This window comes from Antricoccus suffuscus, assembly GCF_003003235.1.
Lineage (GTDB): Bacteria > Actinomycetota > Actinomycetes > Mycobacteriales > Antricoccaceae > Antricoccus > Antricoccus suffuscus.
Genome location: NZ_PVUE01000015.1, coordinates 80,402 through 107,036 on the forward strand (window position 1 = coordinate 80,402; position 26,635 = coordinate 107,036).

The following is a 26,635-nucleotide window of genomic DNA, read 5'->3' on the forward strand; positions in this document are numbered from 1 at the left end:
CAGTGTCTGACAGAACACGCTCGACTACACCGATGCCACCGGCCGCCACACTGCCGGTGGCATCGGTGTATGTGGACAACGGTCTGCCGCACCTCGACCGCACCTTCGACTACCTCATCAGCGAGGGTGATTCCGAAGACGCGCAGGTCGGCACGAAGGTGCGGGTCCGGTTCTCCGGCAAGCTCACCGACGCGTACGTCGTCGCGCGGCGGGCCAGGTCTGACCATGAGGGCAAGCTCGCGTTCATCGAGCGGGTCGTGTCGGCCGAGGTTGTGCTGCGCGATGACGTCGCGGCACTGGCGCGTGCCGTCGCAGACCGTGCGGCCGGCACGTTCAACGACGTCGTACGGCTCGCCGTACCGCCGCGTCACGCCGCCACCGAGAAGACCGCCGTCTCCGAGGCGCCGTCGTACGTCGCACCAGACCCGGCGGTGTGGGGCGGCTACGAGCTGGGCCCGGGCTACCTCAACGCTGTCGCGCAGGGCAAGTCGCCGCGCGCGGTCTGGAACGCCGTGGCCGGCGAGGACTGGTGCGGCTTCTACGCGCAGGCGGCCGCCACCGCGGCGGCCAATGGTCGCGGCGCGATCATCGTCGTACCGGACGAACGTGACCTGACCCGACTGGCCGCCGCCATGCGCGCGCAGGTCGGCAAGGACGGCTTCGCCACCCTCAGCTCCGCCGCCGGGCCGTCGGCCCGTTACCGGCAGTTCCTGCGCTGCAGCAGGGGAACGGTGCGGATCGCGATCGGCACCCGCTCGGCGATCTTCGCGCCGGTGCACGACCTCGGACTCATCGCCATGTGGGACGACGGCGACGATCTTTACCAAGAGCCGCGAGCGCCGTACTTCCACGTCCGCGACGTGGCGTTGCTGCGCGCGCACCTAGGCGGCACGGCGCTGCTGCTCGGCGGCTACGGCCAGTCGGTGGCGGCGGCCGCGCTGCTGGAACAGTCCTGGGCCAGCCCGCTGCGCGCGTCCCGGGCTCGGCTGCGGGAGGCGACGCCGCGGATCATGGCCGCCGGCGACGACCTCTACCTTGACCGGGACGCGGCGACGCACTCCGCGCGGCTGCCCTCGATCGCGATCCAGACCGCCCGCACCGCGATCGAGAACGACCAGCCGGTGCTGATTCAGGTGCCGAGGCGTGGTTATGTGCCTGCGCTTGCCTGCGAACGCTGCCGGACTCCGGCGCGCTGCAACACCTGCGCCGGACCGCTTGGGCAACCGCATTCCGGAGCGTCGTACGCCGCGTGCCGGTGGTGTGGCCGGGCGGCGACACAATGGTCGTGCCCCGTGTGCCGGAGTGGAACGTTCCGCGCGCTGATCTTCGGCTCGGGGCGCACCGCCGAGGAGTTCGGCCGGATCGTGCCCGGCACCCGCGTCGTACAGTCCGCCGGCGACCACATCGTCGACCAGATCGACCCCGGCCCGGCGCTGGTCATCGCGACACCCGGCGCCGAACCGCACGCGCCGGGCGGGTACGCCGCCGCGCTGCTGCTCGATGGCTGGGCGTTTCTGTCGAGGCCGGACCTCACCGCGACCGAAGAGGCGATGCGGCGATGGATCAACGCGGCCGCGCTGGTGAAGCCGGCCGCCGAGGGCGGCCGGGTCGTGGTCATGGCCGCCGCAGCGGTCCCCGTCGTCCAGGCGCTCGTGCGGTGGAGCCCGGGGTGGCTGGCCGACCGTGAACTTGCCGAACGACGCGAGCTGGGGTTCCCGCCCGCGGTCCGGATGGCCGCCGTCACCGGTACGCCGTCCGCTGTCGGCGCCGTGACCGGTAGTGACGAGCTGCCGCCCGAGGCCGAGACGCTGGGCCCGGTCGAGGTGCCGGGCCGGCCGGAACTGGAGCGGGCACTGCTGCGGGTGCCGCTGCGGCAGGGCGGCGCGCTGGCGTCGGCGTTGGCACACGCCCGGTCCGCGCGCAGCGCCCGCAAGGCCAGCGACAAACTCCAGATCCAGATGGACCCGCCGGACCTTCTGTAACCACTCTCGACCTCGCCGGAGGCCATACGATCGGGTCGTCCCGGCGACCCGAACGCATGACCTTGCGCAGGCAAACTTTGCTCGCCGCTAAACTGTCCGGGTGTCTGTGACTCCGATTCGCCTTTTCGGCGACCCCATCTTGCGTACCAAAGCCGAACTAGTCGTCGACTTCGACAACGAGCTGCGCAAGCTGGTATCCGACCTCACCGACACGATGCTCGCCGCGCCCGGCGCGGGCCTGGCCGCACCCCAGATCGGCGTGAGCGCGCGGGTGTTCACCTACAACATCGACGGCGAGATCGGGCACATGGTCAACCCGGTCATCGAGCAGGTGTCCGACGAGACGCAGGACGGCAACGAAGGCTGCCTGTCGATCCCGGGGATCAGCGTGCCGTGCATTCGCCCCATGCGCACCCGGGCGGTCGGGTTCAACCAGTACGGCGAGCCGATCGTCGTCGACGCCGAGCAGACGTTGGCGCGCGCCGTACTCCACGAGGTGGACCACCTCGATGGCGTGCTGTTCGTAGACCGACTCGACGGCCCGACTCGCAAGGCCGCGATGAAGGCCATCCGCGAGTCCGAGTGGGCAAATCAGCCGATCCCGCGAGTCAAGGTCAGCCCGCACGGGCCTTTTGGAGCCTGAGTGCGCATTCTTTTCGCCGGTACGCCGGACGTCGCGATCCCGTCGCTCGATGCTCTTGTGGCCAGCGATCACGAGGTGGTCGCGGTGCTGACCCGTCCCGACGCGCGGTCTGGACGCGGTCGTACGACGCACCGCTCGGAGCTCGGCGCGCGCGCCGACGCTCTCGGTATTCCAGTGCTCACGCCCCGTGGCCTGCGTGACGACGCGGTGCTCGACGAGTTGCGTGCGCTCGACCTGGATGCGTGTGCGGTCGTGGCGTACGGCGGCCTCATCCCCCCGGCGGCGCTGGCAATCCCGCGGCATGGCTGGATAAACCTGCACTTTTCGTTGCTGCCGCGATGGCGTGGCGCCGCGCCGGTGCAGCACGCGATCGCGGCCGGCGACCCGGTGACCGGCGTGACGACGTTTCTTATTGAGGAAGGACTCGACACCGGGCCGACGTACCGGCTGGTCGAGTCCCCGTTGGGTGCGACCGAAACCAGTGGCGACGTGCTGACGCGGCTCGCGGTCAGCGGCGCGCCGGTACTGCGCGAGACGATGGACGACCTCGCCGCGGGACGGGCGATCGCCACGCCGCAGCGGGGCGAGGGCGTGACCAAGGCGCCGCGTATCTCGGTCGGCGATGCGCAGGTCGACTTCTCCAGGGCCGCGGCTGAGGTGGACCGGCTGATCCGGTCGGTCACCCCGGATCCGGGTGCGTGGTGTGTGGTCGACGGTGGACGGGTCAAGGTCGGTCCGGTGACCGTCGCGGCCGATCAGGTCGACTCGGATGCGCCGTTGCTGGCGGCCGGCGAGCTGCGCGTGACCAAGCGTGCGGTGTATGTCGGCACGGCCGATCACCCGGTGCTGCTGGACAATTTGCAGCCGCAAGGTAAGAAGATGATGGCCGCCGCCGACTACGCGCGCGGTGCACGACTGGCTTCGGGCACCCTCGTACGCCGTACCGACGATGAGGACCGCTCATGACCCGCGATGGCGCACACAAGGGACCCGGCCGACGAGCGGACGGCCGCGGGCAGGACGATCGTCGACAGAACGACCGGCGACCGGACGATCGGCGGCAGGACGGCCCGCGACGGGCCGGACCCAAGGGCCGCCGCAACGCGATCGGGGCCGATCCCAGGCGCGTTGCGTACGACGTACTGCGCGCGGTCAGCCAGGACGACGCGTACGCCAACCTCGTGCTGCCCACGATGCTGCGTGAGGCGGGCCTGCCCACTCGGGACGCGGCGCTCGCGACCGAGCTGGCCTACGGCACGCTGCGCGCGACCGGCACCCTTGATGCCGTGATCGACGTCGTGTCCAGCCGCCCTCTGGATACCCTCGACCCAGATGTGCTCGACGCGGTTCGGCTGGGCGTCTACCAGCTGCTGCGCACCCGGGTGGCAACCCACGCGGCAGTGTCGGCGACCGTCGGCGCGACGTACGGCATCCTGTCGCAGGGGCAGGCCGGGTTCGTCAACGCATTGCTGCGCAAGGTGTCGCACCGCGGTCCGGAGGAGTGGATCGACCGTGTCGCACCGGACCCCGCGCAGGACCGGCTCGGCTACCTTGCGGTCGCCAAGGCGCACCCGCCATGGATTGCTCGCGCGTTTCTGGACGCGCTCGGCGGCGACCTGGACGAGACCGAACGCGCGCTCGACGCCGACGACGCGCGACCCGGTGTGCACCTGGTCGCGCGCCCCGGCCGGATCGAGCGCGATGATCTGGCCCAACGCATCGACGCCACGCCGGGCAGATTTTCGCCATACGCCGTCTATCTCGAGTCCGGCGACCCGGGCTCGTTAGTGCAGGTACGTTCGGGCTCGGCCGCCGTGCAGGACGAAGGCAGCCAGCTGGCCGCGCTGGCCCTGGCGAACGCGCCGCTAGACGGCCCCGACCGGCTATGGGTCGACCTGTGTGCCGGTCCGGGCGGCAAGGCTGCGCTGCTTGCCTCGATCGCGGCCGGTCGCGACGCGCGGTTGGTCGCGATCGAACCCGCACCGCACCGCGCCCGACTCGTGCAGCGCGCCCTCGCTGGTCTGCCCGCGACCACCCTCATCGCCGACGGCCGCACCCCGCCGCTCGCGGACGGTTCGGCCGACCGGGTGCTCGTCGACGCGCCCTGTAGCGGTCTCGGCGCGCTGCGTCGCCGGCCCGAGGCGCGGTGGCGGCGTACGCCGGGAGACCTGCCACCGCTGACCGCGCTACAACGCCAGCTGCTCGGCAGCGCACTGAGCGTCGTACGCCCCGGCGGTGTCGTCGCGTATGTCACCTGCAGCCCGCACCTGGCCGAGACCCGTCAGGTTGTCCGCTCGATGATCGAGGACCGTGGCGAGCTGCTCGACGTACGACAAGTGCTGCCGTCGATGCCCGACCTCGGTGACGGACCCTGGGTGCAGCTGTGGCCGCATCTGCACGGCACCGATGCCATGTTCATCTCGCTGATTCGTCGTACCGGGAGCTAGTACATGACCACGCAGTACGCCAAGGCACTGACCGGCACCGGCGCGCCGATGATCGCGCCGAGCATCCTGTCCGCGGATTTCGCGCGGCTGGCCGACGAAGCCGCGGCGGTCGCCGGCAGCGACTGGCTGCACGTCGACGTGATGGACAACCACTTCGTGCCCAACCTGACCCTCGGCGTACCGGTGGTGCAAAGCCTGATCAAGGCCACCGACATCCCGTTGGACTGCCACCTGATGATCGACGACCCGGATCGGTGGGCGCCGCCGTACGCCGAGCTCGGTGCGCGCAACGTGACCTTCCACGTCGAGGCGGCGGCCGATCCGCGGCAGACCGCCCGGGCGATCAAGTCCGCCGGCGCGCTGGCCGGGCTCGCGCTCAAACCCGATACGTCGCTTGCCGACCACCTCGACCTGCTCACCGAGTTCGACACGCTTCTGGTGATGACGGTCGAGCCAGGGTTTGGTGGTCAGGCGTTCATCGACGCGATGGTAGACAAGATTGCCGCGGCACGTCGCGCCGTCGACTCCGGGCATCTGCGGCTGCTGGTCGAGGTCGACGGGGGAGTCAACGCCGAGACCATCGAACGCGCCGCCGCCGCCGGCGCGGACTGCTTCGTGGCCGGCTCCGCGGTATACGGCGCGGATGATCCCGCGGACGCGGTGCGCCGACTCCGGGAGTCCGCGCGCCGTGCGGCGGTGACGGTATGAGCGTCGATCTGGAAGGCGCCATGCAGATCGCGCTGGAGGAAGCCAACCTCGCGCGCGGCACCTCCAGTCCTAATCCGCCGGTCGGTGCCGTGGTGATCGATCTGGACGGCGAGGTCGTGGGTCGTGGCCACACCCAGGCGCCCGGCGGTGCACACGCCGAGGTCATGGCGTTGGCCGAGGCGGGCGCCGCGGCTCGGCACTCGACGGTGGTGTGCACGCTCGAACCCTGCGCGCACACCGGACGCACGGGACCATGCACTGAAGCGATCATCAAGGCCGAGGTGGCGCGGGTCGTGTACGCCGTCACCGACCCGGACCCGGAGGCAGCCGGCGGCGCGGCGGTGCTGCGCGAGGCCGGCGTCGAGGTTATCGACGGACTGCTGCAGACCGAGGCCCGGCAAGGCGCCCTGAAGCCGTGGCTGTTTGCCCAGGACAACGAGCGTCCCTTCGTGACGTGGAAGATCGGTCAGTCTCTCGACGGTCAGATCGCCGCAGAGGACGGGTCCAGCCAGTGGGTGACCTCGCCGGACGCGCGCGCCGAGGTGCACGAGATGCGCGCCCATATCGACGCGATCATCGTCGGGGCGGGAACGGTCCGCAATGACAACCCACGGCTGACCGCCCGCGATTCGGACGGTAAGGACCTGCCCCGTCAGCCGCTGCGGGTTGTGGTCAGCAACTCCGGACGGCTGATGCCGGACGCGGCGATTTTCGATCGTACCGCGCCGACCCTCCTGGGCGTCGGGCCCGCTACCTCCCACCAGCACGTGGACGGGCTTCGCGCCGATGGCATAGACACCGTGGTGAGCGGTACGTCGGTCAGCGAGGGCATCGACCTGCACGCACTCCTGCAGACGTTGTTCGAGCGCGGCGTCGTACACGCCGTTGTCGAGGGCGGTCCAACCCTCGCCGGCACCTTCGTATCCAGCGGACTGGTCGACGAGATCATCACCTACATCGCGCCCAAACTGCTCCTCAGTGGAATGTGGCCCGCATTACGGGGCTACGGTGTATCGAGTATCGATGACGCCGTCGAGCTCGACGTTCGCGACGTACGCCGGGTCGGCAACGACATCCGGATCACGGCCAATCCGATATGGACCTAGCGGTAACCCCCAACGTTGGATGTAGTGCTGGGAGGCACCTTGTTTACCGGAATCGTCGAGGAAGTGGGCACCGTCGCGGCCATCAGCCGAGACGGTGATGCGGCGCTGCTGAAGATCGTCGGGACCGTCGTGTCGTCGGACGCTCAGCACGGCGCATCGATCGCGGTCAACGGTGTCTGCCTGACCGTCGTGGACTACGGGTTCGACTTCTTCACCGCCGACGTAATGGGCGAAACACTGCAACGCTCCTCGCTTGGCGCCCTCACCGAGGGCAGCGCGGTCAATCTCGAGCGTGCGGTCACCGCTGCCACCCGGCTGTCCGGGCACATCGTGCAGGGACACGTCGATGGCGTGGGCCAGATCCTGAGCCGCACCCCGCACAATGTCTGGGAGGTCGTGCGGGTCAGCCTGCCGCCCGAGCTTTCGGCGTACGTCGTGGAGAAGGGGTCCATCACCATCGATGGAATATCACTGACTGTCAGCGGCGTTAGCGAGATAGCGGCACCAGAGCAATGGCTCGAGGTCAGCCTCATCCCGACGACAATGAAACTGACCACGCTCGGCGCCGCCGAAGTGGGCGCTCCGGTCAACCTGGAGGTCGACGTACTCGCCAAGTACGTCGAGCGACAGATCGCGGGCATCCAGTCGCGCACCGTGTCGCTGGATGCGGTTACAGAGCAGGAGAATATCTAGCGTGAGCGTTCACATGGGGACCATCGAGCAAGCTCTCGCTGACCTAGTAGCCGGCAAGGCCATCGTCGTAGTCGACGACGAGGACCGCGAAAATGAGGGCGACCTGATCTTCGCGGCCGAGAAGGCCACCCCCGAGCTGGTCGGATTCATGGTGCGCTACACCTCGGGCTACATCTGTGTGCCGATGAGCGAGGACTCATGCACCCGGCTCGACCTGCCGCCGATGTTCCACACCAACCAGGACAAGCACTCCACGGCGTATACCGTCAGCGTCGATGCGCGCACCGACGTCACGACCGGGATCAGCGCCACCGATCGGGCCACCACGATCCGCAAGCTCGCCGACCCCGACTCCGTCGCCGGTGACTTCACCCGGCCCGGCCACGTCGTACCGCTGCGCGCTCGTGAAGGCGGCGTGCTCCGTCGCGCCGGGCACACCGAGGCCGCCGTCGACCTGACCCGCCTCGCGGGTCTGCAGCCGGTCGGCGCGATCTGCGAGATCGTCTCCCAGAAGGACGTCGGCGACATGGCGCGCGTCGACGAGCTCGAAGTATTCGCCGCCGAACACGATCTGACCATGATCTCGATCGCCGACCTGATCGCCTTCCGGCGCCGGTCCGAAAAGCACGTGAGCCGGATCGCGGCGGCCCGGATCCCCACCAAGTACGGCGACTTCTCGGCGGTCGGCTACGACACCGAGTTCGACGACGTCGAGCACGTTGCGCTGGTGCGCGGCGACATCGGCAACGGCGAAGACGTCCTGGTGCGAGTGCACTCGGAGTGCCTGACCGGCGACGTGTTCGGCTCGCTGCGCTGTGACTGCGGGCCGCAGCTTGACGCCTCTCTTGCCGCCGTCGCGACCGAGGGCCGCGGCGTCGTGCTCTACGTCCGCGGGCATGAGGGCCGTGGCATTGGGTTGCTGCACAAGCTGCAGGCCTACCAACTGCAGGACCAAGGCTCGGACACCGTCGATGCCAATCTCGAGCTCGGGCTGCCCGCCGACGCCCGCGACTACGGCACCGGCGCGCAGATCCTCGTCGACCTCGGCGTGAAGTCGATGCGGCTGCTGACAAACAACCCCGACAAGCGGGCCGGGCTCGAAGGCTATGGCCTCACGATCACCGGCCGGGTGCCGCTGCCGCTGAGCGTCAACGCGGAAAACTTCCGCTACCTTGCGACCAAGCGCGATCGGATGGGTCACGTGCTCGACGGGCTGCCGTCGGAGTTCAAGGCATGAGCGGAGCGGGCCGCCCCGACGCGGCGGCGCTCGACGCGTCCGGCGTCTCACTCGGTATCGTCGCGACCCGATGGAACGCCGACATCGTCGACACACTGGTGCAGCGCGCTCGCGACTGTGCTCGGGACTGCGGCGCTGCGCAGCCGACCGTCGTGCACGTGGCCGGCGCGATCGAGCTTCCGGTGGTCGCGCAGCAACTGGCGCGCACCCACGACGCCGTCGTTGCGCTGGGCACCGTCATCCGCGGCGGCACGCCGCATTTCGAATACGTCTGTGACTCGGTGACCGCGGGTCTGACCCGGATTTCGCTGGATGAGGCGACGCCGGTGGGCAACGGCGTACTTACCTGCGACACCAAGGAACAAGCGATCGAACGCAGCGGTACGCCGGGCGCGATCGAAGACAAAGGCTATGAGGCGGCCCTCGCGGCCCTCGACGTGGCCGTCACCCTGCGCGCGTTGCGCGCAGAACGAAACGGAAGCTAATTGAAAACGTTCGATACGCTCTTTGCCGAGCTCGGCGCCAAAGTCGAGGCCAATGCCGAAGGGTCCGCGACCGTCATCGCGGTCGCGGACGGCGTACATGCCGCCGGCAAGAAGGTCGTCGAGGAGGCGGCCGAGTCGTGGATGGCCGCAGAGCATGAGGGCGCCGACCGCACCGCCGAGGAGATCTCGCAGCTGCTCTACCGGGTGCAGGTCCTGATGCTTGCCCGCGGTCTGAGCCTCGACGACGTCTACAAATACCTCTAGATCGAAATACCTCTAGATCGACGCGGGTCTCAAGCTGCGTCGAGTAATTACATAACCGCCCTCGAGCTGGGAGGAATCCGCCGATGCTGCGCATCGCCGTACCCAACAAAGGATCACTGGCCGAAGCTGCCGCCACGATCTTCCGTGAAGCCGGATACCGGCAACGCACCGACAGCAAAGAACTGGCCATCCTCGACCCGGAGAACGGTGTCGAGTTCTTCTACCTCAGGCCCCGCGACATCGCGATCTACGTGGGGGAGGGCACCCTCGACCTAGGCGTCACCGGCAAGGACCTGCTGATCGACTCGGGCACCGCCGCGACCGAGGTGTTGCCGCTCGGATTCGGTGCCTCGACATTCCGGCTCGCAGCGATGCCCGGCACCGTGCAGTCCCTCGAAGACTTGGCCGGTAAACGCATCGCGACGGCGTACCCCGGCGTGATGGCCGGCATCCTTGAACGGTCCGGCGTCGACGCGACCGTCGTCGGGCTCGATGGCGCGGTCGAGACCGCGATCCGGCTGGGCGTCGCAGATGCGGTCGCGGACGTCGTACAAACCGGTACGACGTTGCGCACCGCGGGCCTTGAGATCGTCGGCGAGCCGCTGTTGGAGAGTGAGGCTCTTCTCATTGGACACGCCGACCGAGCCGAGAAACCGCAGGTCGTGCAGCTGACGCGGCGACTGCAAAACGTCTTGGTCGCACGCCGATACGTAATGCTCGACTATGATGTCAAAGCCGATGTACTCGAAGCCGCGTGTGCATTGACCCCCGGTCTACAGTCGCCGACTGTGTCTCCGTTGCATCGAGACGAGTGGTACGCCGTCCGTTCGATGGTGCCTAGCGCCGAGACCAACGCGATCATGGACAAGCTCTGGGACCTGGGTGCTCGGGCCATCTTGGTCACCGACATCGTCGCCTGCCGTATCTAACGCTCCGCGACCCGAGGACGCCACAAAAGACTTCAGCGTGACCCCCCCCGTACGATCCGCCCCCCACCGCATCCCTGGATACGGCTGAAGGAGAGTGAACCCGTGACAACGTCGTCGTCCTCGCTGCACATCACGGGAGGCACACCCTTGCAGGGTCATGTCACCGTGCGTGGTGCCAAGAACCTCGTCCCCAAGGCAATGGTGGCCGCGATACTCGGCAGCTCTCCGAGCGTGCTGCGCAATGTGCCCAACGTCGCCGACGTTGATATCGTCACCGATCTGCTTGACCTGCACGGCGTCCGCGTCAAACGCGAACCGGGCATCCTTACCCTCGACCCGTCCGAGGTCGACCGCGCCGAAGCCGACCAGATCAACGTGCACGCGGGATCGAGCCGGATCCCGATCCTGATGTGCGGGCCCCTGCTGCACCGGCTCGGCCACGCGTTCATCCCGGATCTGGGCGGCTGCAAGATCGGGGACCGGCCTATCGACTTCCACCTCGATGCCCTGCGCGAGATGGGCGCCGAGGTCGTCAAGAAGCCCGAGGGGCTCTACTTGTCGGCGCCGCAACGACTGCACGGCACGAAGATCGAGCTGCCGTTTCCGAGTGTCGGCGCGACTGAGCAGGTGCTGCTGGCCGCCGTACTCGCCGAGGGCAAGACCGAACTTCGAAATGCCGCGACGGAGCCGGAGATTTCCGATCTGATCGCCGTACTGCAGAAGATGGGCGCGCTCATCACTGTGCAAAGCAACCGCACGATCCGGATCGAAGGCGTCGACGAGCTGCAAGGCTACGACCACTGGGCGCTGACCGACCGGCTTGAGGCCGCCTCTTGGGCGTGCGCCGCGCTGGCCACGAAGGGCGACATCACCGTCCTTGGCGCCGAACAAGGCCCGCTATTGACCTTCCTCGATGTTTTCCGTCGCGTCGGCGGCAAATTCAATATCAACGATGGGGGAGACGGCTCACCGAAGTCGATCCGATTCTGGCACCCGGGCGGCGATCTGACCGCGATGGCGCTGGAAACCGACGTGGCGCCGGGTTTCCAGACCGATTGGCAGCAACCACTCGTGGTCGCGCTCACCCAGGCCACCGGACTGTCGATCGTGCACGAGCGGGTCTATGAAAACCGGCTCGGCTTCACCCACGCGCTCAACAAGATGGGCGCGCAGATCCAGCTCTACCGCGAATGCCTCGGCGGCTCGACCTGCCGTTTCGGTCAGCGCAACTTCCTGCACTCGGCGGCGATCGCCGGGCCGACTAAACTCAATGCCGCCGAGTTGGAGGTGCCTGACTTGCGGGGCGGATTCTCCTACCTGATTGCGGCGCTCGCGGCCGAAGGCACCTCGACCGTGCACGGACTCGACCTGATCTATCGCGGCTATGAGGACTTCCTTCCTAAGCTGGAGCGCCTCGGCGCCTCGTTCCAGCCCGCCTAGCCGCCGGTCCGAGCGTTTGGTACCCCAACGGGACATGGCGCGCGGATCGTTACTGGGCCACCGACCACCCGTCGGCCGTAGCCTCCAGTCGTACGTCGGCGCGACCGGCCGTGCCTTCTTGGGCGTAGAGCGCACGCTCCTGGCGTGACCAGATGTCCCACCAGGGCGCATACCCGGCGCCGTCGCGGCTCATCGCCCGCTCGTAACGCACCGCTTCGGGGGCGTCCACCCACAGCAGCAGGTCGGTGTACGGCGCGAGTGGCCGGGATCCGCTCGCGCAGCCCTCGACGAGCAGTACGTCGCAGCGCGGCGCCCGCGCCCAGTCGAATGGCGCCCAGTCGCCTGGCTGATCGGCGTCCCAGTCCCATAGCCGGGCCCGGGGAGGGTCGCCGCGTTTCAGCGGCCCGAGGATGTCATCGCGCAACACCGGTACGACGTCCGCGAGCCGCTCCCAGCCGGGCACGAACTCGTCCACGTGCACCACGCCGACCGTGCGGGCCGGCTCGATCTGCGCGCGTAGCGCCTCCGCGAAGGACGTCTTGCCCGACCCCGACGGTCCGTCGATGCTCACGACGTACGTCGTACCCGGCGCCGCCGAGTCGATGATCCGCCGCGCGAGATCGGTCAGCGTGTGGTCCGGGGGAGACATCCGCTCAACCTACCGCCCGCGATCCGTCACGTATGTCCCGCGATCCGTCACGAAAGTCCGGCGATCCGTCACGAAAGTCCGGCGATCCGTCACGAAAGTCCGGCGATCCGTCACGAAAGTCCCTGACGGGAGGAGCTCGGCGTACCCGTGTGCTGCGCGTGTGCCCCTTATGCAGCACACTGGAGGTGTGAAGAAGAATGTGGATATGACCGATCTCGACCCGACCTTCAGCGACGAGCAGATGGAACTGATCGCCCGGCCACGTCAACTGACGCGGATCGCAATTATCGTTGCGACGATCTGCATTGTCGCGTTCGTCGCCGTGGGCATCTTCCTCAAGCGTTCCGAGCTCGGTACGACGTTCACGACCTCTGACCAGGTCGGTATTGCTGGGATCGGGCTCGTCCTGGCCGCCGGTGCGTTGTTGTTCACCCGCCCCAGGGTTTGGGCCAACTCCGAACGAATCCGAGTGCGCAACGTCTTCACGACCAGCACGCTGCCGTGGGGAGTCATTCGCGATGTCGGCGTTTCCGATGGATCGGCGTGGGGGCTGCTCGATCTTCAGGATGACGATCAGATTTCGATGCTCGGCCTGCAGGTCGCCGATGGACAGCGATCGGTCGAGGCGATCAAGAAGCTACGCCGGCTGCACGCGGCCGCGGTCGGACCCGCGCAGGGCGAAACCGGGCAGGATCGGTAGCCTCGTTCGGTGACTGAACCATCATTGCCGCCGCAGCAGCCGTTATCCCCAGATCCAGCGCCCCCGGCTCCGCTACCGCAGAGTCTTGGTCAGCAAGCCGACGATGGGCTGCCCGACCCGCAGCTCGAGGCGGCGCTGCTCGCCTGGGCGCACGCCGCGAACGACGAGGCCACCGACTCGGCGTCCCAGCAGGACTGCCGCCGCAAGGTCGTTGAGACCTTCCGTCAGGCGCGCGTCTACGTGCCGGCAGTGTCTCCCGAAGGCGACCAGGTTGGCATGATCGCGTTACGCCGTGAAGACGGCCTCACCGCGATTCCGATCTTCACCTGTATCGAGCGACTCGTCGCCTGGAAATCCGATGCGCGCCCCCTGCCGCATATCGGCTCGGTGCTCACCGCGATGGCGAACGACGACGGGTACGCCGTAGCGATCATCGACATCGACGGTCCGGTGACCGCGACCTTGCCGATCGACGTACTGCTCGCGGACTGATCTGCGCGAGTCGATAATGCCGGCGTCTATGGTCGGGTCATGGCCAACGCACCTGATTCCGACCGTCCGCCGGCGACCCAGTTTCCAGGATTCCAACCCGGTACGACGACCGACAAACCGCTTGGCGCCGCCGACGCTCGCGCCCGGGCGCGCGACCTTGGACTTGAGAAACTTGCAAACACGCGCCTCGATGAGGTGATCGCGGCGTACTCGGTCGCGCGCGCCCTGTCGGCGCGGCTGCCTCGAGTCGAGGGGTACGACGCCGAGCCAGCCCACGCGTTCGGGTTCGGAGCAGGGCAATGACTGACCTCGCCTACCTGTCCGTCGCCGACGCCGGTCCGATGCTCAAGGGCGGCACGTTGTCTCCGGTGCAGTACACCGAAGCGCTGCTCGCCCGGATCGAGTCGCTCGACCCGCAACTCAACTCCTTCATCCGGCTGATGCGCGAGGATGCCATGGCGCAGGCTCGTGCGATGGAAGCCGAACTTCGCGCCGGACGATGGCGCGGGCCGCTACACGGCGTTCCGTACGCGCTCAAGGACATCGTCGACTACGCCGGAGTGCCTACGACGGCGCATTCGAAAATCCTCGCAGGCAACGTCGCCACCCGCGATGCGACCGTGACCGCGCGGCTGCGCGAAGCCGGCGCGATCTGTCTCGGGAAGCTGGCGACCTGGGAGTTCGCGTTGGGCGGACCGTCGTTCGACCTGCCGTGGCCGCCGGCGCGCAACCCGTGGAACCGCGACCATCACCCGGGCGGATCCTCCACTGGCGCCGGGGCGGCGGTCGCCGCCGGCTTCGTGCCGTTCGCAATCGGCACCGACACCGGAGGTTCGATCCGCAACCCGTCGACACTGTGCGGCGTCGTCGGGCTGAAACCGACGTACGGGCTGGTCAGCCGCGCCGGCGTCGTACCGCTGGCCTACAGCCTCGACCACGTCGGTCCGTTGGCTCGCTCGCCGCGCGACGCTGCGCTGGTGATGACCGCGATCGCCGGGTACGACGCGGCCGACCCGGCCAGCGCCGACGTACCACCCCGCGACTTCACCACCGGCCTTGACGCAGGCGTCAGTGGACTGCGGATCGGGTATGTGCGGCAGTTTCACGAGGTCGACATCCCCGACACCGATCCGGACGTCGTCGCCGGTCTCGACGCGGCGGTCGAGACGCTGCGCGCCCAAGGCGCCGACGTGCAAGACGTATCGATGCGGTCATTGTCCGACTACGGCGCGGTCGTCAACATCGTGCTGCTTACCGAGGCGTACGCCGTTCACGAACGCTGGATGGCCGAGCGGCCGGACGACTACGCAGACTTGACCCGGCAGCGAATCCTGCCGGGCGCGTTCGTCAGCGGAGCCGATTACGTCGGTGCGCTGCGCACCCGCGCGGTCATGGTGCGAGAGTTCGCCGAGACGATGCGCGGGTACGACGCGCTGATCTGCGCATCGAGCATGGATCCTGCCGCGCCGATCGACGACCCCGGCGAGATCAACCGGACCTTCTCCCGGCAGGCACGCGTGGTGTTCAATGCCCTCGGCAATCCCGCGTTGGCCGTGCCGACCGGATTTTCGCGGACTGGACTGCCGGTCGGAATGCAGGTCGTCGGCCGGCCGTTCGAGGACGCGACGGTGTTGCGCATTGGACAGGCCTACCAGGACGCGACGACCTGGCACGAGTACCGTCCGCCGCTCGGCTGACTCGGTAGCGGGCGGCCTGGTAAGAAGGTGCCGGGAGACCGGGTCGTGTGATCGGGTCCTCAGCTGGGCCCGAATAACTGATCTGGTCGGCCAACCGGTGCACCTGGTACTATTAGGTACTGCGACCGCAAGGTGTGCCTCTCCCGTTGTGTCTAACTGGTAGCACCCCCTGCAGCAAGTGGAGTTCACTCCCACCCGATCGTTCGTCGAGTTTTCGTCACGCATCGGGTCCCGAGGTCGGTGCGTCTGCTTCGGCAGATGGCATCGGTGTCTACCAAGACGCCGCCTGCGCCACGATTGGCGACAGGCATTTCGGCTGGTGAATTCTACGGACAAGTTCATCCGTACTTCGCTTTATTCATTACCAGCTATCAAGGAGGCGCCATCAGCGTCGAACCGCGCATCAATGACCGGATCCGTGTGCCCGAAGTTCGCTTAGTCGGACCTGAGGGGGAACAGGTCGGCATCGTCAAGATTGAAGATGCACTACGACTCGCGCAAGAAGCCGATCTCGATCTGGTCGAGGTCGCACCTGACTCGCGTCCGCCGGTGTGCAAGTTGATGGACTTCGGCAAGTTCAAGTACGAGGCTGCGCAGAAGGCTCGTGAGGCCCGTCGCAATCAGACACTCACGGTCATCAAGGAAATGAAGCTTCGGCCGAAGATCGATCCGCACGACTACGAAACTAAAAAAGGCCACGTTGTCCGCTTCTTGAAGGCAGGCGACAAGGTGAAGGTGACCATCATGTTCCGCGGCCGCGAACAGTCCCGCCCCGAACTCGGGTTCCGGTTACTGCAGCGTCTCGCCGGCGACATCGAAGAGCTCGGGTTCGTCGAGTCCGCGCCCAAGCAGGATGGCCGCAACATGGTGATGGTGGTTGCGCCGCATCGGTCTAACGCCACCAGACCCAACAAGCAGACCGCTGGCACGCAGGCCGACGCCGAGTAGCGAAACCAGCGACAACTACATACCAACGCTCCACGAACGTCGTGGCGGCGTACGCCGATCAGTGCAACCTCTGGTCGGTACATGCGGGACTCCCGCGTTGACATAAGGAATCTGATCAAGATGCCAAAGCAGAAGACCCACAAGGGCACCGCGAAGCGCGTGCGCGTCACCGGTTCGGGCAAGCTCGTGCGCGAGCGCGCCAACCGGCAGCACAAGTTTGAATACAAGTCGTCCACTCGCACCCGTCGTCTTGACGGTATCGAGGTACTCAGCCCCGCCGACACCAAGCGGATGAAAAAGCTGCTCGGCCGCTAGCTCTCCCTCGAAATCTCAGACTCAGTAAAGAAAAGGTGCACTCATGGCACGTGTAAAGAGAGCCGTCAACGCTCACAAGAAGCGCCGCTCCGTCCTTGAGGACGCAAGTGGCTACCGCGGACAGCGTTCACGCCTGTACCGCAAGGCTAAGGAGCAGCTGCTCCATTCCGCGACGTACTCCTACCGCGACCGCAAGGCGCGCAAGGGTGACTTCCGTCAGCTGTGGATCCAGCGGATCAACGCCGGCGCCCGCGCCAACGGCATGACCTACAACCGCTTCATCCAGGGCCTCAAGGCCGCTGGTGTCGAGGTCGACCGCAAGATCCTCGCCGATCTGGCTGCCACCGACGAGGTCGCCTTCGCCGCGCTCGTCGCGGTTTCGAAGGAAGCCATCGCGTCGATCAACGAGGCCGCGTAGCGCGCTTCGGGTCCGTCTGGCTGATTCACGCCGATGGCCTAATCTGAACCGATGACACAACCCGGGCACACTCTCGCCACCGAGCGAAGTGCCCGGGTTGTCGCATCTCGCAAGCTATTACGCCGGGCACGCCGTACCGAGGCGGGAGAGTTCCTCGCAGACGGCCCGCAGGCCGTGCGCGAGGCGGTCCGATGGCACCGCACTAAGCACCCGCGCGAAATCCGGGTCGTCGTGCGCCAGATCTTCGCAGCGCCGCACGCATTCGAGGCGTACGCCGACCTCGTCAACGACGCCACCGACCGCGATATTCGCGTCGTAGCGGTCACCGACAAGGCCCTCGCCGGCCTGTCTGAGGCGGTGACGCCGCAGGGGATTGTCGCGCAGTGCGCCATCCTGGACAAACCCGTCGACGACGTACTCGATGCGTTGCCGAAGGTCCCGCTGGTAGCGGTCCCGGTCGATGTACGCGATCCTGGCAACGCCGGCACCATCATCCGGTGCGCCGACGCGGCCGGCGCCGACGCGGTGTTTGTCGCGGGCGAGTCGGTCGATGTTTACAACAGCAAGACCGTCCGGGCCAGTGTGGGCAGCATCTTCCACGTCCCGATCGCGCGCGCCGACGACCCGGCCGATCTGGTACGCCGACTTCAGGAGGCCGGGCTGGTGGTGATCGCCACCGAAGGCGAGGCAGCGGCGGACCTCGATGAGATCATCGATACCGGCATACTGGCTAAGCCGACGGCGTGGCTGTTCGGCAACGAGGCGCACGGACTGCCTGACGAGCTTGCCGCGCTCGCCGACGTACGGGTGCGGATCCCGATCCGCGGTCTGGCCGAGAGCCTCAACCTTTCGACTGCGGCCGCGATCTGCCTGTTCGCCTCGGCCCGTGCCCACCGTCCCTAACCGCCATCCGTCACAAAGTTCCCGCCCGTCCGTCACAAAGTTCGCGCCCGTCCGTCACAAAGTTCGCGCCCGTCCGTCACAAAATCCGGCACCATCCGACGCCGGCCAGTCACAAACTCCAGGCTGTGCGTCATGCTGAGACGAGCGTACGGTCCGTACCCGAGCCGAAGGATGAGAAACGCCATGACCGATATCTGCTTCCTGCCCGCCACCGAACTCGCCGCCGCGATGAGCACCGGCGAGCTCAGCTCGCGCGAGGTGACGCAGGCCTTTCTCGACCAGATCGACCGGGTTAATCCACAGATCAACGCCGTTGTCACGCTCGCCGCCGACTCGGCGCTGGCCGCTGCAGACGCCGCCGACGTACGCCGTACGCAAGGCGATTCGTTGCCGGTCCTGCATGGCATGCCGATGCTGCACAAGGACACCCACGCCACGGCAGGCATCCGTACGACGAGCGGTTCGCCGCTGCTGGCCGACAACGTGCCCGACACCGACGAGCTGCTGATCGAACGGCTGCACACCGCCGGCGCGATCTCGATGGGCAAGACCAACGTGCCGGAGTTCGCGGCAGGTTCGCACACGTTCAACCCGGTCTTCGGTACGACGTACAACCCGTACGGGCTGACCAAGACGGTCGGCGGCAGCAGCGGTGGCGCGGCCGCGTCCCTCGCGACTGGGATGACCGCACTGGCCGACGGCAGCGACATGGGCGGCTCGTTGCGCAACCCCGCCGCGTTTTGCAATGTCGTGGGGCTCCGCCCGACGACCGGCCGGGTTCCGAGCGAACCGGGCGCTTTCGGCCACTTCTCGCTGTCCGTCCAAGGCCCGATGGCCCGCAGCGTCGAGGACGTTGCGCTGCTGTTGTCCGCGATGGCCGGGCCCGACCTGCGCGCTCCCGCCACCCTCGACGAGCCGGGCGCGAGCTTTGCCCGGATCGAGCCGATGGAGCCGGGGACGTTGCGGATCGCGATCTCGGCGGACTTCGGCGGACTGACCCCCGTTGAAGCCCAGATCGCCGCCGCGATCAACAAGGCGGGTGAGACCTTCGCATCGCTCGGCGCCGACGTACACCCGGCCATGCTCGACTTGAGTGGCGCCAACGAGGCATTCCTGATCCGCCGCGGATGGCAGTTCGCCGCAAACTTCGGACCGCTCTTGGATGCGCACCCCGGCGGGCTCAAGGACTCGATCGTCTGGAACGTCGAACGCGGCCGGGAGCTCAGCGGCGCCGACCTGGCCCGCGCCATGGCGCTGACCGCGGAGCTCTACCAGCGGACCCGCGAATTCTTCACCGAGTACGACGCGCTGCTGCTGCCGACCACCCAAGTCTCGCCGTTCGACACCGCGATGGAGTACCCGACGCAGATCAACGGCCAGCCGCTGGCGACGTACCTCGAGTGGATGCGTTCCTGCAGTGACATCTCGGCGACCGGTGCACCGGCGATCAGCATGCCGGCCGGGTTTACCGACGACGGGCTGCCGATCGGCCTGCAGATAGTGACGCAATACCGCGCCGAGAAGAAGCTTTTGCAGATCGCCCGGCTCTTCGAAACGGCCACCCGGTACGCCGAGACCAGGCCACCCGTCTGCTGACGGTGCATCTGGGAACGAAATGGCCACGAGTGTGCTGTTCGAGCGCGTTAGGCGCGACTGTGTCGTAGGCAGCTGACATCCTGGGCACGTGCCAGACGAAATCGCGCCTGAGGGCTTCTACGACGCGCTTGTCACGCGCGCCCTGCTGCGGCGGGTCGAGCAGTCGGGACTTGTAGCGAGCGATTCCAAGATCGAGCCGCCGGAGCTTGCCGAACTGTTGTCTCAGCATATCCGCTCAGTGGCCCGGGAGGCATTCGACGCAGTTGGTGTGGAGCGGCGCGGGGAGCTGGCAAACGAGGTCATAGCGCTGCTTGGGTCGGAAGAAGATTTAGTCGACGGGGAGCCGCGCCGGCTTGAGTCGCTGTTGCGGCGGGTGACACCTGGACGCCCGGCCCTTTACCTCAACGCTCCGCAGACCCCGTTGTCTCAGTCGGCGTTGCTGACAAACGCGCAAGGTGAGCCGACGATGGGCAGCGAAATCTCTGCCGAGCTTGGTTCGGCTGACCGGGTGGAGCTACTTTGCGCCTTCATCAAGTGGTACGGCTTACGCACTCTTGAGAAGCCATTGCGAATCCTCCAGGAGCGCGGCGTCGAGTTCCGGGTTATCACCACTACGTATCTCGGGTCGACCGAACGTCTTGCGTTGGACCGCCTCATCGAGGAGTTCGGCGCCGAAGTACGAATCACCTACGAGACGCAGCGCACCCGTCTCCACGCGAAGGCCTGGCGCTTCGTACGCAACACCGGATTTGATACGGCGTACGTCGGATCATCCAACCTCTCACGTACGGCGCTCCTCGACGGGGTTGAGTGGAACGTGCGCTTGACGTCATCGGCCTCGCCCGAGCTGCTACGGAAGTTTGCGGCCACCTTTGACACCTATTGGAACGACCCCGCCTTCGAGCGCTACACCCCCGCCGATGGGGAGCGTCTTGACCAGGCACTCGATATCGCGGCTGGCCGAGGACGGCAGACCGGTGCGTTGGCCGTGTCCGGTCTCGAGGTGCACCCGTGGCCACACCAGGAGCGGATCCTCGAGTCCCTTGAGGTCGAGCGGCAGATATACGACCGGCACCGCAATCTCGTCGTGGCCGCTACAGGGACCGGTAAGACCGTCGTGGCAGCGCTCGACTACAAAAGGCTGGCCGTGCTCGCAGGGCGACGCCCCAGTCTGCTGTTCGTGGCGCACCGCAAAGAAATCCTTGACCAGGCGCTAAGAACCTACCGAGAAGTGCTTTCCGATGGCGGATTTGGTGAACTGTTTGTTGCGGGGTTTCGGCCAACGCGCTGGCAGCATGTCTTCGCATCGGTGCAATCCCTCGGCGCCGACACCCTCGCTGGAATCGATCCTCGAGGGTTCGATGTGATTGTCGTAGACGAGTTTCACCACGCCGAAGCATCGAGCTTTCAGCGCATTCTTGACCACTTTGAGCCCCGCGAGCTTCTCGGATTGACTGCCACCCCCGAACGGGGCGACGGAGTAGACGTCCGGACTTTTTTTGACAATCGGACCGCTTACGAGCTCCGACTCTGGGACGCGCTTAGCTCGGACTTGCTCAGTCCGTTCCACTATTTCGGGATCGCCGACGCGACCGACCTGACCGCAGTCGGATTTCGCCGTGGTGGTTACGACGTGGGGGAGATGTCCGGGGTCTACACCGGCAACGATGCACGTGTCAGGATCATTCTCAAAGAGTTGCGAAACAAGATAGCTCGTCCGGAGCGGATGCGGGCCCTCGGATTTTGTGTTGACGTCAAACACGCTAAATACATGGCTGACATTTTCAATCGGGCGGGCCTGCCTGCACTTGCCGTCCACGGAGACACTCCGATGGACCAGCGGCAGGCGGCGCGGTCTCGACTGGCCAAACGCGAGGTGGTGGTGCTGTTCACAGCGGACTTGTTTAATGAGGGTGTCGACCTCCCTGACGTCGACACGCTGTTGTTTCTTCGCCCCACCGAAAGCGTGACGATCTTTCTCCAGCAGCTCGGCCGCGGATTACGTCGTACCGCGGACAAGCCAGTTCTGACAGTCCTTGATTTCGTCGGCCACCACAACAAGGAGTTCAACCTGGCGCAGCGGTTCGGCGCCATCGTCGGAGGCTCTCGCAAGGCGCTCAAGAGTCAGGTCGAGCGAGGGTTCCCCTACCTGCCGTCGGGATGCCAGATCGTGTTGGACGACCTAACCCAGGTGCAAGTCCTGGAAAACATCAAGTCGCAGATCGCAACTCGCTGGCGACACTTCGTTGCCGAACTGCGGGCCATGGGAGATACCGACCTCCAAGGATTCTTGGCCGAATCCGAGGTGGAGCTGTCAGATCTCCTCGCCAAGGGCTCGTTCACCCAACTTCGGATAGAAGCGGGCCTCGACACTCTGCCGGGCGGCGAGTACCAAGATCACCTGCTCAAACGACTCAAAGCACTCGCGCATGTTGATGACGTTGATCGTCACCGGACCTACTCGCTGCTACTTGCCGACGATGCGGTCGGGTTCCGGCAACTCGATGGGTCGCAGCGACGGTGGGCGGCAATGCTGTTTTTCTCCCTCTGGCCAAACGGTGGCGGATTTGCCAGCGTTGCCGACGGACTGGCGGTGCTGACGGAGGAGCGCGCGTTCAGGGCCGAAGCCCGACAGGTCCTCGATTGGGCTCGTGATCGTGTCCAGCATCTTGCGAAGCCTTTGGGGGAGCAGTTGGCGGACACTCCACTGCGTTCACACGCGCGCTACACGCGTGAGGAGATCGCGGCCGCGCTGGACTACGCGACCATCAAGCGGGTGCCGTCAAATCTTCGCGAGGGCGTGTTCTATTCGCGGCCATTGGATACCGACGCCTTGCTGGTGACGCTGGTGAAGTCGCCAGACCACTTCTCATCGACGACGATGTATCGCGACTACGCCATCAACGCCTCGCTATTTCATTGGGAGTCGCAGTCGGGCACGTCGATCGCCTCGCCCACCGGTCAGCGTTACCTCACACAGCGCACCAACGGTACGAGGGTCGTGTTGTTGGTACGCCCACAAAAGCTGTGGGAGTTTGGCGCGAGCGCGCCGTACACGCTGCTTGGCGACGTCGATTTCGTTGAATCACGCGGCGAGCGACCGATCGCGATCACCTGGCAACTGCGTCGCCCAATGCCGCCTGGGATGCTGAACCAGGCTCGGGCCGTGAGCTGATCGGCCTGCCCAGCTGCTGATGTTGCGGGCCTCCGACCAGTCGCCGGAGTGCTGCGAAACCAGGCCACCCGTCGGGTGGCTGCGGGTCGGCAATAAACTTCAGAGGAATTCCGGGCACATCGCTTGACCGGACTGCACCTCGAAATCACTTTGTAGAAACGGACCCCATGTCGGCACCGAACGACCCCTACGATCCGAAGCAGGTGGCCGCGCTCTCGCCAGAGGCGCTGGGCCAAGCCGTCACCGAGGCGCTGGACGCTTTCAAGGGAGCGCGCACGCTCGACGAGCTGGCTGCCGCTAAACCTGTGCACTTGGGTGACCAGGCACCGATCGCGCTGGCCCGTCGAGAAATCGGCGCCCTCCCTCCGCAGGCCAAGTCCGACGCCGGCAAGCGCGTCAACCAGGCCCGGATGAGTGTCCAGCAAGCCTTTGACGAGCGGCGTACGACGCTGCACGCCGAACGCGACGCGCAGGTCTTGCGTGAGGAGACCGTCGACGTCACGCTGCCAGTCTCTGGCCGGCCGGTCGGCGCCCGGCACCCGATCACCACCACCGCCGAGCGGATCGCGGACGTCTTCGTGGCAATGGGATACGAGGTCGCGGACGGACCGGAAGCCGAACCGGAGTGGTACAACTTCGACGCGCTCAACATCCCGCGTGATCACCCCGCTCGCGGCCTGCATGACACGCTGTTCCTCAAGCCCGAGTCGGCCGGCGTCGTGCTACGCACTCACACCTCACCCACGCAAGTTCGCACGCTGCTCGAGCGCGAGCTGCCGGTGTACGTCGTCGTACCGGGCCGGGTTTACCGCGATGATCCGATGGATGCCACGCACTTGCCGGTCTTCTCGCAGGTCGAGGGTCTTGCCGTGGACAAAGGCATCAGTATGGCGCATCTGCGTGGCACGCTCGACCGGTTCGCGAAGGCGATGTTCGGTGACGAGGCCAAGACCCGGCTGCGTCCGCACTTCTTCCCGTTCACCGAGCCCAGCGCCGAGGTCGACCTGTGGTTCCCGCAGGCCAAGGGCGGTCCCAAGTGGATCGAGTGGGGCGGCTGCGGCATGGTCCACCCCAACGTGCTGCGCTCAGCCGGTATCGATCCCGATGTCTACTCGGGTTTCGCCTTCGGCATGGGCATCGACCGCACCATCATGTTCCGTAACGGCATCTCGGACCTTCGCGAGTTCGTCGAAGGCGACGTGCGGTTCACCCGCCACTTTGGAATGGAGTCCTGATGCGGGCGCAACTGTCCTGGCTCACCGAGCTCGTCCCGGCGCTGGCCGGCAAGTCCGGTGAGCAGGTCGCCGACCTGTTTGTCTCCGCCGGCATCGAGGTCGATCAGATCATCACCGCCGGCCCCGACGACGTCGATGGGCTGTCTGTCGGTGAGGTCGTCGACATTGAGGAACTCACGGAGTTCAAGAAGCCGATCCGTTTCTGTCATCTGCGGGTCCGCGCCGAGGGTACGGCGACCGCCGACGAGCCTGAGATCCGCGACATCGTCTGCGGCGCGCAAAACTTCTCCGTGGGCGACCGGGTCGTGGTCGCGCTTCCGGGCGCCGTACTGCCGGGTGACTTCCGGATCGCGGCGCGCAAGACCTACGGCAAGACCTCCGACGGGATGATCTGCTCCTCGCGCGAGCTCGGCATCGGCGACGACCACGACGGCATTCTCGTGCTCCCTGCGGACGCGCCGATCGGCGCCAACGCGGTCGATTACCTCGGGCTGCACGACGTCATTTTCGTCACCGAGCCGACCCCAGATCGCGGCTACCAGCTGTCGGTCCGTGGCCTCGCCCGCGAGTTGGCGGCGAAGCTCGACGCGCCGTTCACCGATCCGGCCGACGTACCGGCACCGCCTGCCGGGCAAGGGTTCCCCGTCACCATCGAGGACGACGCGTGCGGGTCGTTCGCCGCCCGCGTGCTGCGCGGGTTCGACCCGTCGGCGCCGTCGCCGATGTGGATGCGCACCCGGCTGCTGGCCAGCGGCATGCGGCCGATCTCGCTGGCCGTCGACGTCACCAACTACGTGATGCTGCTGATCGGTCAGCCAATGCACGCCTACGACCTGGATCGGCTCGCCGGGCAGATCGTCGTACGCCGGGCCGCCGAGGGCGAGTCGATCGTCACTATCGACGACGTGAAACGAGAGCTGCTCGCCGGCGAAGACCTGCTTATCACCGATGGCGAACATCTGCACGGCATCGCCGGGGTGATGGGCGCCGAGGCCGGCGAGATCAACGCCGGCACGACCGACATCCTGTTGGAGGCGGCATACTTCGACCCGGTCACCATCAGCCGGTCCGTACGCCGCCATCACTTGCTCAGCGAGGCCGGCCGCCGGTTCGAACGTGGCGTCGACCCGGTCACCGGTCCGGTCGCGATCGCGCTGGCCAGCGACCTGCTGAGCAAGTACGGCGGTGCGCAACCCGAGCAGCACATCACCCTCGCCGGTCAGCCGGGATTGCCTGCGCCGCAACAGATCGACCCCGCCCGGATCAACAAGCTCGTCGGCGTCGACTACGACCTGCAGACCGTGACCCGCACGCTCAGCTTGGTCGGCTGCACCGTCGAGCAAGCCGGGGAACTGCTGAGAGTCACGCCGCCGACCTGGCGACCGGATCTGCTCGAGATGCCCGACTTCGCCGAGGAAGTCGCGCGGATCGACGGCTACGACAACGTCCCGGTCATCTTGCCCGCGGCGAAACCGGGCACCGGTCTCACCGCCGAGCAGCGCGCCCGGCGGCAGGTGTCGCGGGCCGTCGCCTACAGCGGCTTCGTGGAGACACCGTCGATGAGCTTCCACGACGAGGCCGCGCTCGATGCGCTGCGCATCCCGGCAGACGACGTACGCCGCCGCCTGGTGCAGATGGCTAACCCGATCGCCGCCGACCAGACCGCCCTGCGGTCGACGCTGCTGCCGGGCCTGTTCGCGGCGCTCGTCCGCAACCATGGACGCGGATTCGAGGACGTCGCGCTCTACGAGACGGGGACCGTCTTCCGCGAACCGGACGGTGCGCCGCGCCCACCCGCGCCGCCGCTGGATGTGGCCGTCGTACCGACAGAGCAGCAGTTCGCCGATCTCGCGGCCTCTATGCCGATCGAACGCGCACACCTTGCCGTCGCAATCGCCGGCAAGTCCCAGCGCGCGACCTGGTCGCAGCCGTCGCGGGACGTGGGCTGGCAGGACGCGGTCGGCGCCGTACAAACCGCCGCCGACGCTCTCGGCGCACAGATCGTGCTCGCGCAGGCAGATGTCGCGCCCTGGCATCCGGGGCGCTGTGCGTCGGTGTCGCTGACCGACGGCACGCTCATCGGGTACGCCGGAGAGATCCACCCGGCCGTCTGCGAGGCGCTCGACCTGCCGCGTCGTACCTGCGCGGCCGAGATCGACCTGGGCGCGCTGATAGCTCGTCGGTTCGAAGGGCATACGGCGCCGCAGGTCTCGACGTTTCCGCCGGCCACCCAGGACATCGCGCTGGTCGTCGATGCCGCGCTGCCGGCCGCCGACGTGCAGGCCGTCATCGAGAATGCCGCCGGCCCGCTGCTCGAGTCGGTGCGGCTGTTCGACGTCTTCACCGGTGACCAGGTGGGAGAGGGCAAGAAGAGCCTCGCCTACGCGCTGACGTTTCGGGCCGTCGACCGCACCCTGGACAGCGAAGAGACGACCGACCTGCGTGCGGCTGTCATCACCGCGGCCACCGATCGGCTCGGCGCCGTACTCCGCTGACCTCAGAGTCTCGTTCGCCGAGCACATGTCTACAAGGAGTTGAAAGGCAGCCCGATTATGAATAAAGTTGCGTAGTAG

General features: G+C 66.9%; 25 protein-coding genes. 24 read left to right on the forward strand and 1 reads right to left on the reverse strand.

The genetic code is table 11. The features are described from left to right. The first annotated feature begins 32 nt into the window (after positions 1-32). The 12 genes from CLV47_RS16055 to murA all read left to right on the forward strand — a co-directional run bounded on the left by CLV47_RS16055 (position 33) and on the right by murA (position 11,934). A complete protein-coding gene (locus CLV47_RS16055) occupies positions 33-1,982 on the forward strand; it encodes a primosomal protein N' (RefSeq protein WP_238145469.1) in 1,950 nt (649 codons plus the stop codon). Positions 1,983-2,082: 100 nt separating this feature from the next. Then, entirely contained in the window at positions 2,083-2,625 is a 543-nt protein-coding gene (gene def, locus CLV47_RS16060) for a peptide deformylase (protein WP_106350075.1), read from the forward strand. After that, the gene (fmt, locus tag CLV47_RS16065; protein ID WP_106350076.1) at positions 2,626-3,591 is read left to right on the forward strand and encodes a methionyl-tRNA formyltransferase; all 966 of its coding nucleotides are present in this window, start codon (positions 2,626-2,628) and stop codon (positions 3,589-3,591) included. Continuing rightward, positions 3,588-5,072: an RsmB/NOP family class I SAM-dependent RNA methyltransferase gene (locus CLV47_RS16070; protein WP_106350077.1), complete on the forward strand. Its 1,485-nt coding sequence runs from the start codon at positions 3,588-3,590 to the stop codon at positions 5,070-5,072. Before fmt ends, CLV47_RS16070 begins: the two co-directional genes overlap by 4 nt. A 3-nt stretch (positions 5,073-5,075) precedes the next feature. Then, positions 5,076-5,780 (forward strand): ribulose-phosphate 3-epimerase, encoded by a 705-nt coding sequence (gene rpe, locus CLV47_RS16075; protein WP_238145470.1) that lies wholly within the window; start codon positions 5,076-5,078, stop codon positions 5,778-5,780. Beyond that, on the forward strand, positions 5,777-6,886 hold the full coding sequence (gene ribD / locus CLV47_RS16080; RefSeq protein ID WP_106350078.1) for a bifunctional diaminohydroxyphosphoribosylaminopyrimidine deaminase/5-amino-6-(5-phosphoribosylamino)uracil reductase RibD: 1,110 nt from the start codon (positions 5,777-5,779) through the stop codon (positions 6,884-6,886). Before rpe ends, ribD begins: the two co-directional genes overlap by 4 nt. Before the next feature lie 24 nt (positions 6,887-6,910). Next, positions 6,911-7,579, forward strand: a complete 669-nt coding sequence (locus CLV47_RS16085; protein ID WP_238145471.1) for a riboflavin synthase — start codon at positions 6,911-6,913, stop codon at positions 7,577-7,579. 1 nt (position 7,580) lies between these two features. Beyond that, entirely contained in the window at positions 7,581-8,816 is a 1,236-nt protein-coding gene (locus CLV47_RS16090; RefSeq protein WP_474863602.1) for a bifunctional 3,4-dihydroxy-2-butanone-4-phosphate synthase/GTP cyclohydrolase II, read from the forward strand. Beyond that, on the forward strand, positions 8,813-9,301 hold the full coding sequence (ribH, locus tag CLV47_RS16095; protein WP_106350080.1) for a 6,7-dimethyl-8-ribityllumazine synthase: 489 nt from the start codon (positions 8,813-8,815) through the stop codon (positions 9,299-9,301). Before CLV47_RS16090 ends, ribH begins: the two co-directional genes overlap by 4 nt. Then, positions 9,302-9,565, forward strand: a complete 264-nt coding sequence (locus CLV47_RS16100; protein WP_106350081.1) for a phosphoribosyl-ATP diphosphatase — start codon at positions 9,302-9,304, stop codon at positions 9,563-9,565. 83 nt (positions 9,566-9,648) lie between these two features. Further along, complete coding sequence (hisG, locus tag CLV47_RS16105; RefSeq protein WP_106350082.1) at positions 9,649-10,494, forward strand: ATP phosphoribosyltransferase; 846 nt, start codon at positions 9,649-9,651, stop codon at positions 10,492-10,494. A 102-nt stretch (positions 10,495-10,596) separates the two neighbouring features. Beyond that, positions 10,597-11,934: a UDP-N-acetylglucosamine 1-carboxyvinyltransferase gene (gene murA / locus CLV47_RS16110; RefSeq protein ID WP_106350083.1), complete on the forward strand. Its 1,338-nt coding sequence runs from the start codon at positions 10,597-10,599 to the stop codon at positions 11,932-11,934. A gap of 49 nt (positions 11,935-11,983) precedes the next feature. Here the strand turns inward: murA and CLV47_RS16115 are convergent, their stop codons facing one another. Further along, positions 11,984-12,583: a nucleoside/nucleotide kinase family protein gene (locus CLV47_RS16115; RefSeq protein ID WP_170111115.1), complete on the reverse strand. Its 600-nt coding sequence runs from the start codon at positions 12,581-12,583 to the stop codon at positions 11,984-11,986. Between the two features lie 205 nt (positions 12,584-12,788). Here CLV47_RS16115 and CLV47_RS22090 point away from each other — a divergent pair, with 205 nt between their 5' ends. The 12 genes from CLV47_RS22090 to pheT all read left to right on the forward strand — a co-directional run bounded on the left by CLV47_RS22090 (position 12,789) and on the right by pheT (position 26,557). Next, positions 12,789-13,283, forward strand: a complete 495-nt coding sequence (locus CLV47_RS22090; RefSeq protein WP_170111116.1) for a PH domain-containing protein — start codon at positions 12,789-12,791, stop codon at positions 13,281-13,283. 9 nt (positions 13,284-13,292) lie between these two features. Then, the gene (locus tag CLV47_RS16125) at positions 13,293-13,775 is read left to right on the forward strand and encodes an SseB family protein (RefSeq protein ID WP_106350086.1); all 483 of its coding nucleotides are present in this window, start codon (positions 13,293-13,295) and stop codon (positions 13,773-13,775) included. Between the two features lie 39 nt (positions 13,776-13,814). Further along, the gene (locus CLV47_RS16130; protein ID WP_106350087.1) at positions 13,815-14,078 is read left to right on the forward strand and encodes a hypothetical protein; all 264 of its coding nucleotides are present in this window, start codon (positions 13,815-13,817) and stop codon (positions 14,076-14,078) included. Beyond that, positions 14,075-15,472, forward strand: a complete 1,398-nt coding sequence (locus CLV47_RS16135) for an amidase (protein ID WP_106350088.1) — start codon at positions 14,075-14,077, stop codon at positions 15,470-15,472. Before CLV47_RS16130 ends, CLV47_RS16135 begins: the two co-directional genes overlap by 4 nt. 402 nt (positions 15,473-15,874) lie before the next feature. Beyond that, positions 15,875-16,420 carry a translation initiation factor IF-3 gene (gene infC / locus CLV47_RS16140; protein ID WP_272946805.1) on the forward strand — a complete coding sequence of 182 codons (546 nt, stop codon included), beginning with the start codon at positions 15,875-15,877 and terminating at the stop codon, positions 16,418-16,420. 120 nt (positions 16,421-16,540) lie between these two features. After that, positions 16,541-16,735 carry a 50S ribosomal protein L35 gene (rpmI, locus tag CLV47_RS16145; RefSeq protein ID WP_106350089.1) on the forward strand — a complete coding sequence of 65 codons (195 nt, stop codon included), beginning with the start codon at positions 16,541-16,543 and terminating at the stop codon, positions 16,733-16,735. A 43-nt stretch (positions 16,736-16,778) separates the two neighbouring features. Further along, entirely contained in the window at positions 16,779-17,153 is a 375-nt protein-coding gene (gene rplT / locus CLV47_RS16150; protein ID WP_106350090.1) for a 50S ribosomal protein L20, read from the forward strand. A 51-nt stretch (positions 17,154-17,204) separates the two neighbouring features. After that, positions 17,205-18,056: a TrmH family RNA methyltransferase gene (locus CLV47_RS16155; protein ID WP_106350091.1), complete on the forward strand. Its 852-nt coding sequence runs from the start codon at positions 17,205-17,207 to the stop codon at positions 18,054-18,056. A 183-nt stretch (positions 18,057-18,239) separates the two neighbouring features. After that, a complete protein-coding gene (locus tag CLV47_RS16160) occupies positions 18,240-19,652 on the forward strand; it encodes an amidase (RefSeq protein WP_106350092.1) in 1,413 nt (470 codons plus the stop codon). 88 nt (positions 19,653-19,740) lie between these two features. Continuing rightward, positions 19,741-22,827 (forward strand): DEAD/DEAH box helicase, encoded by a 3,087-nt coding sequence (locus CLV47_RS16165; protein WP_106350093.1) that lies wholly within the window; start codon positions 19,741-19,743, stop codon positions 22,825-22,827. A gap of 167 nt (positions 22,828-22,994) precedes the next feature. Further along, positions 22,995-24,062: a phenylalanine--tRNA ligase subunit alpha gene (pheS, locus tag CLV47_RS16170; protein WP_106350094.1), complete on the forward strand. Its 1,068-nt coding sequence runs from the start codon at positions 22,995-22,997 to the stop codon at positions 24,060-24,062. After that, positions 24,062-26,557 (forward strand): phenylalanine--tRNA ligase subunit beta, encoded by a 2,496-nt coding sequence (pheT, locus tag CLV47_RS16175; protein ID WP_106350095.1) that lies wholly within the window; start codon positions 24,062-24,064, stop codon positions 26,555-26,557. Before pheS ends, pheT begins: the two co-directional genes overlap by 1 nt. The last annotated feature ends 78 nt before the right edge of the window (positions 26,558-26,635 follow it).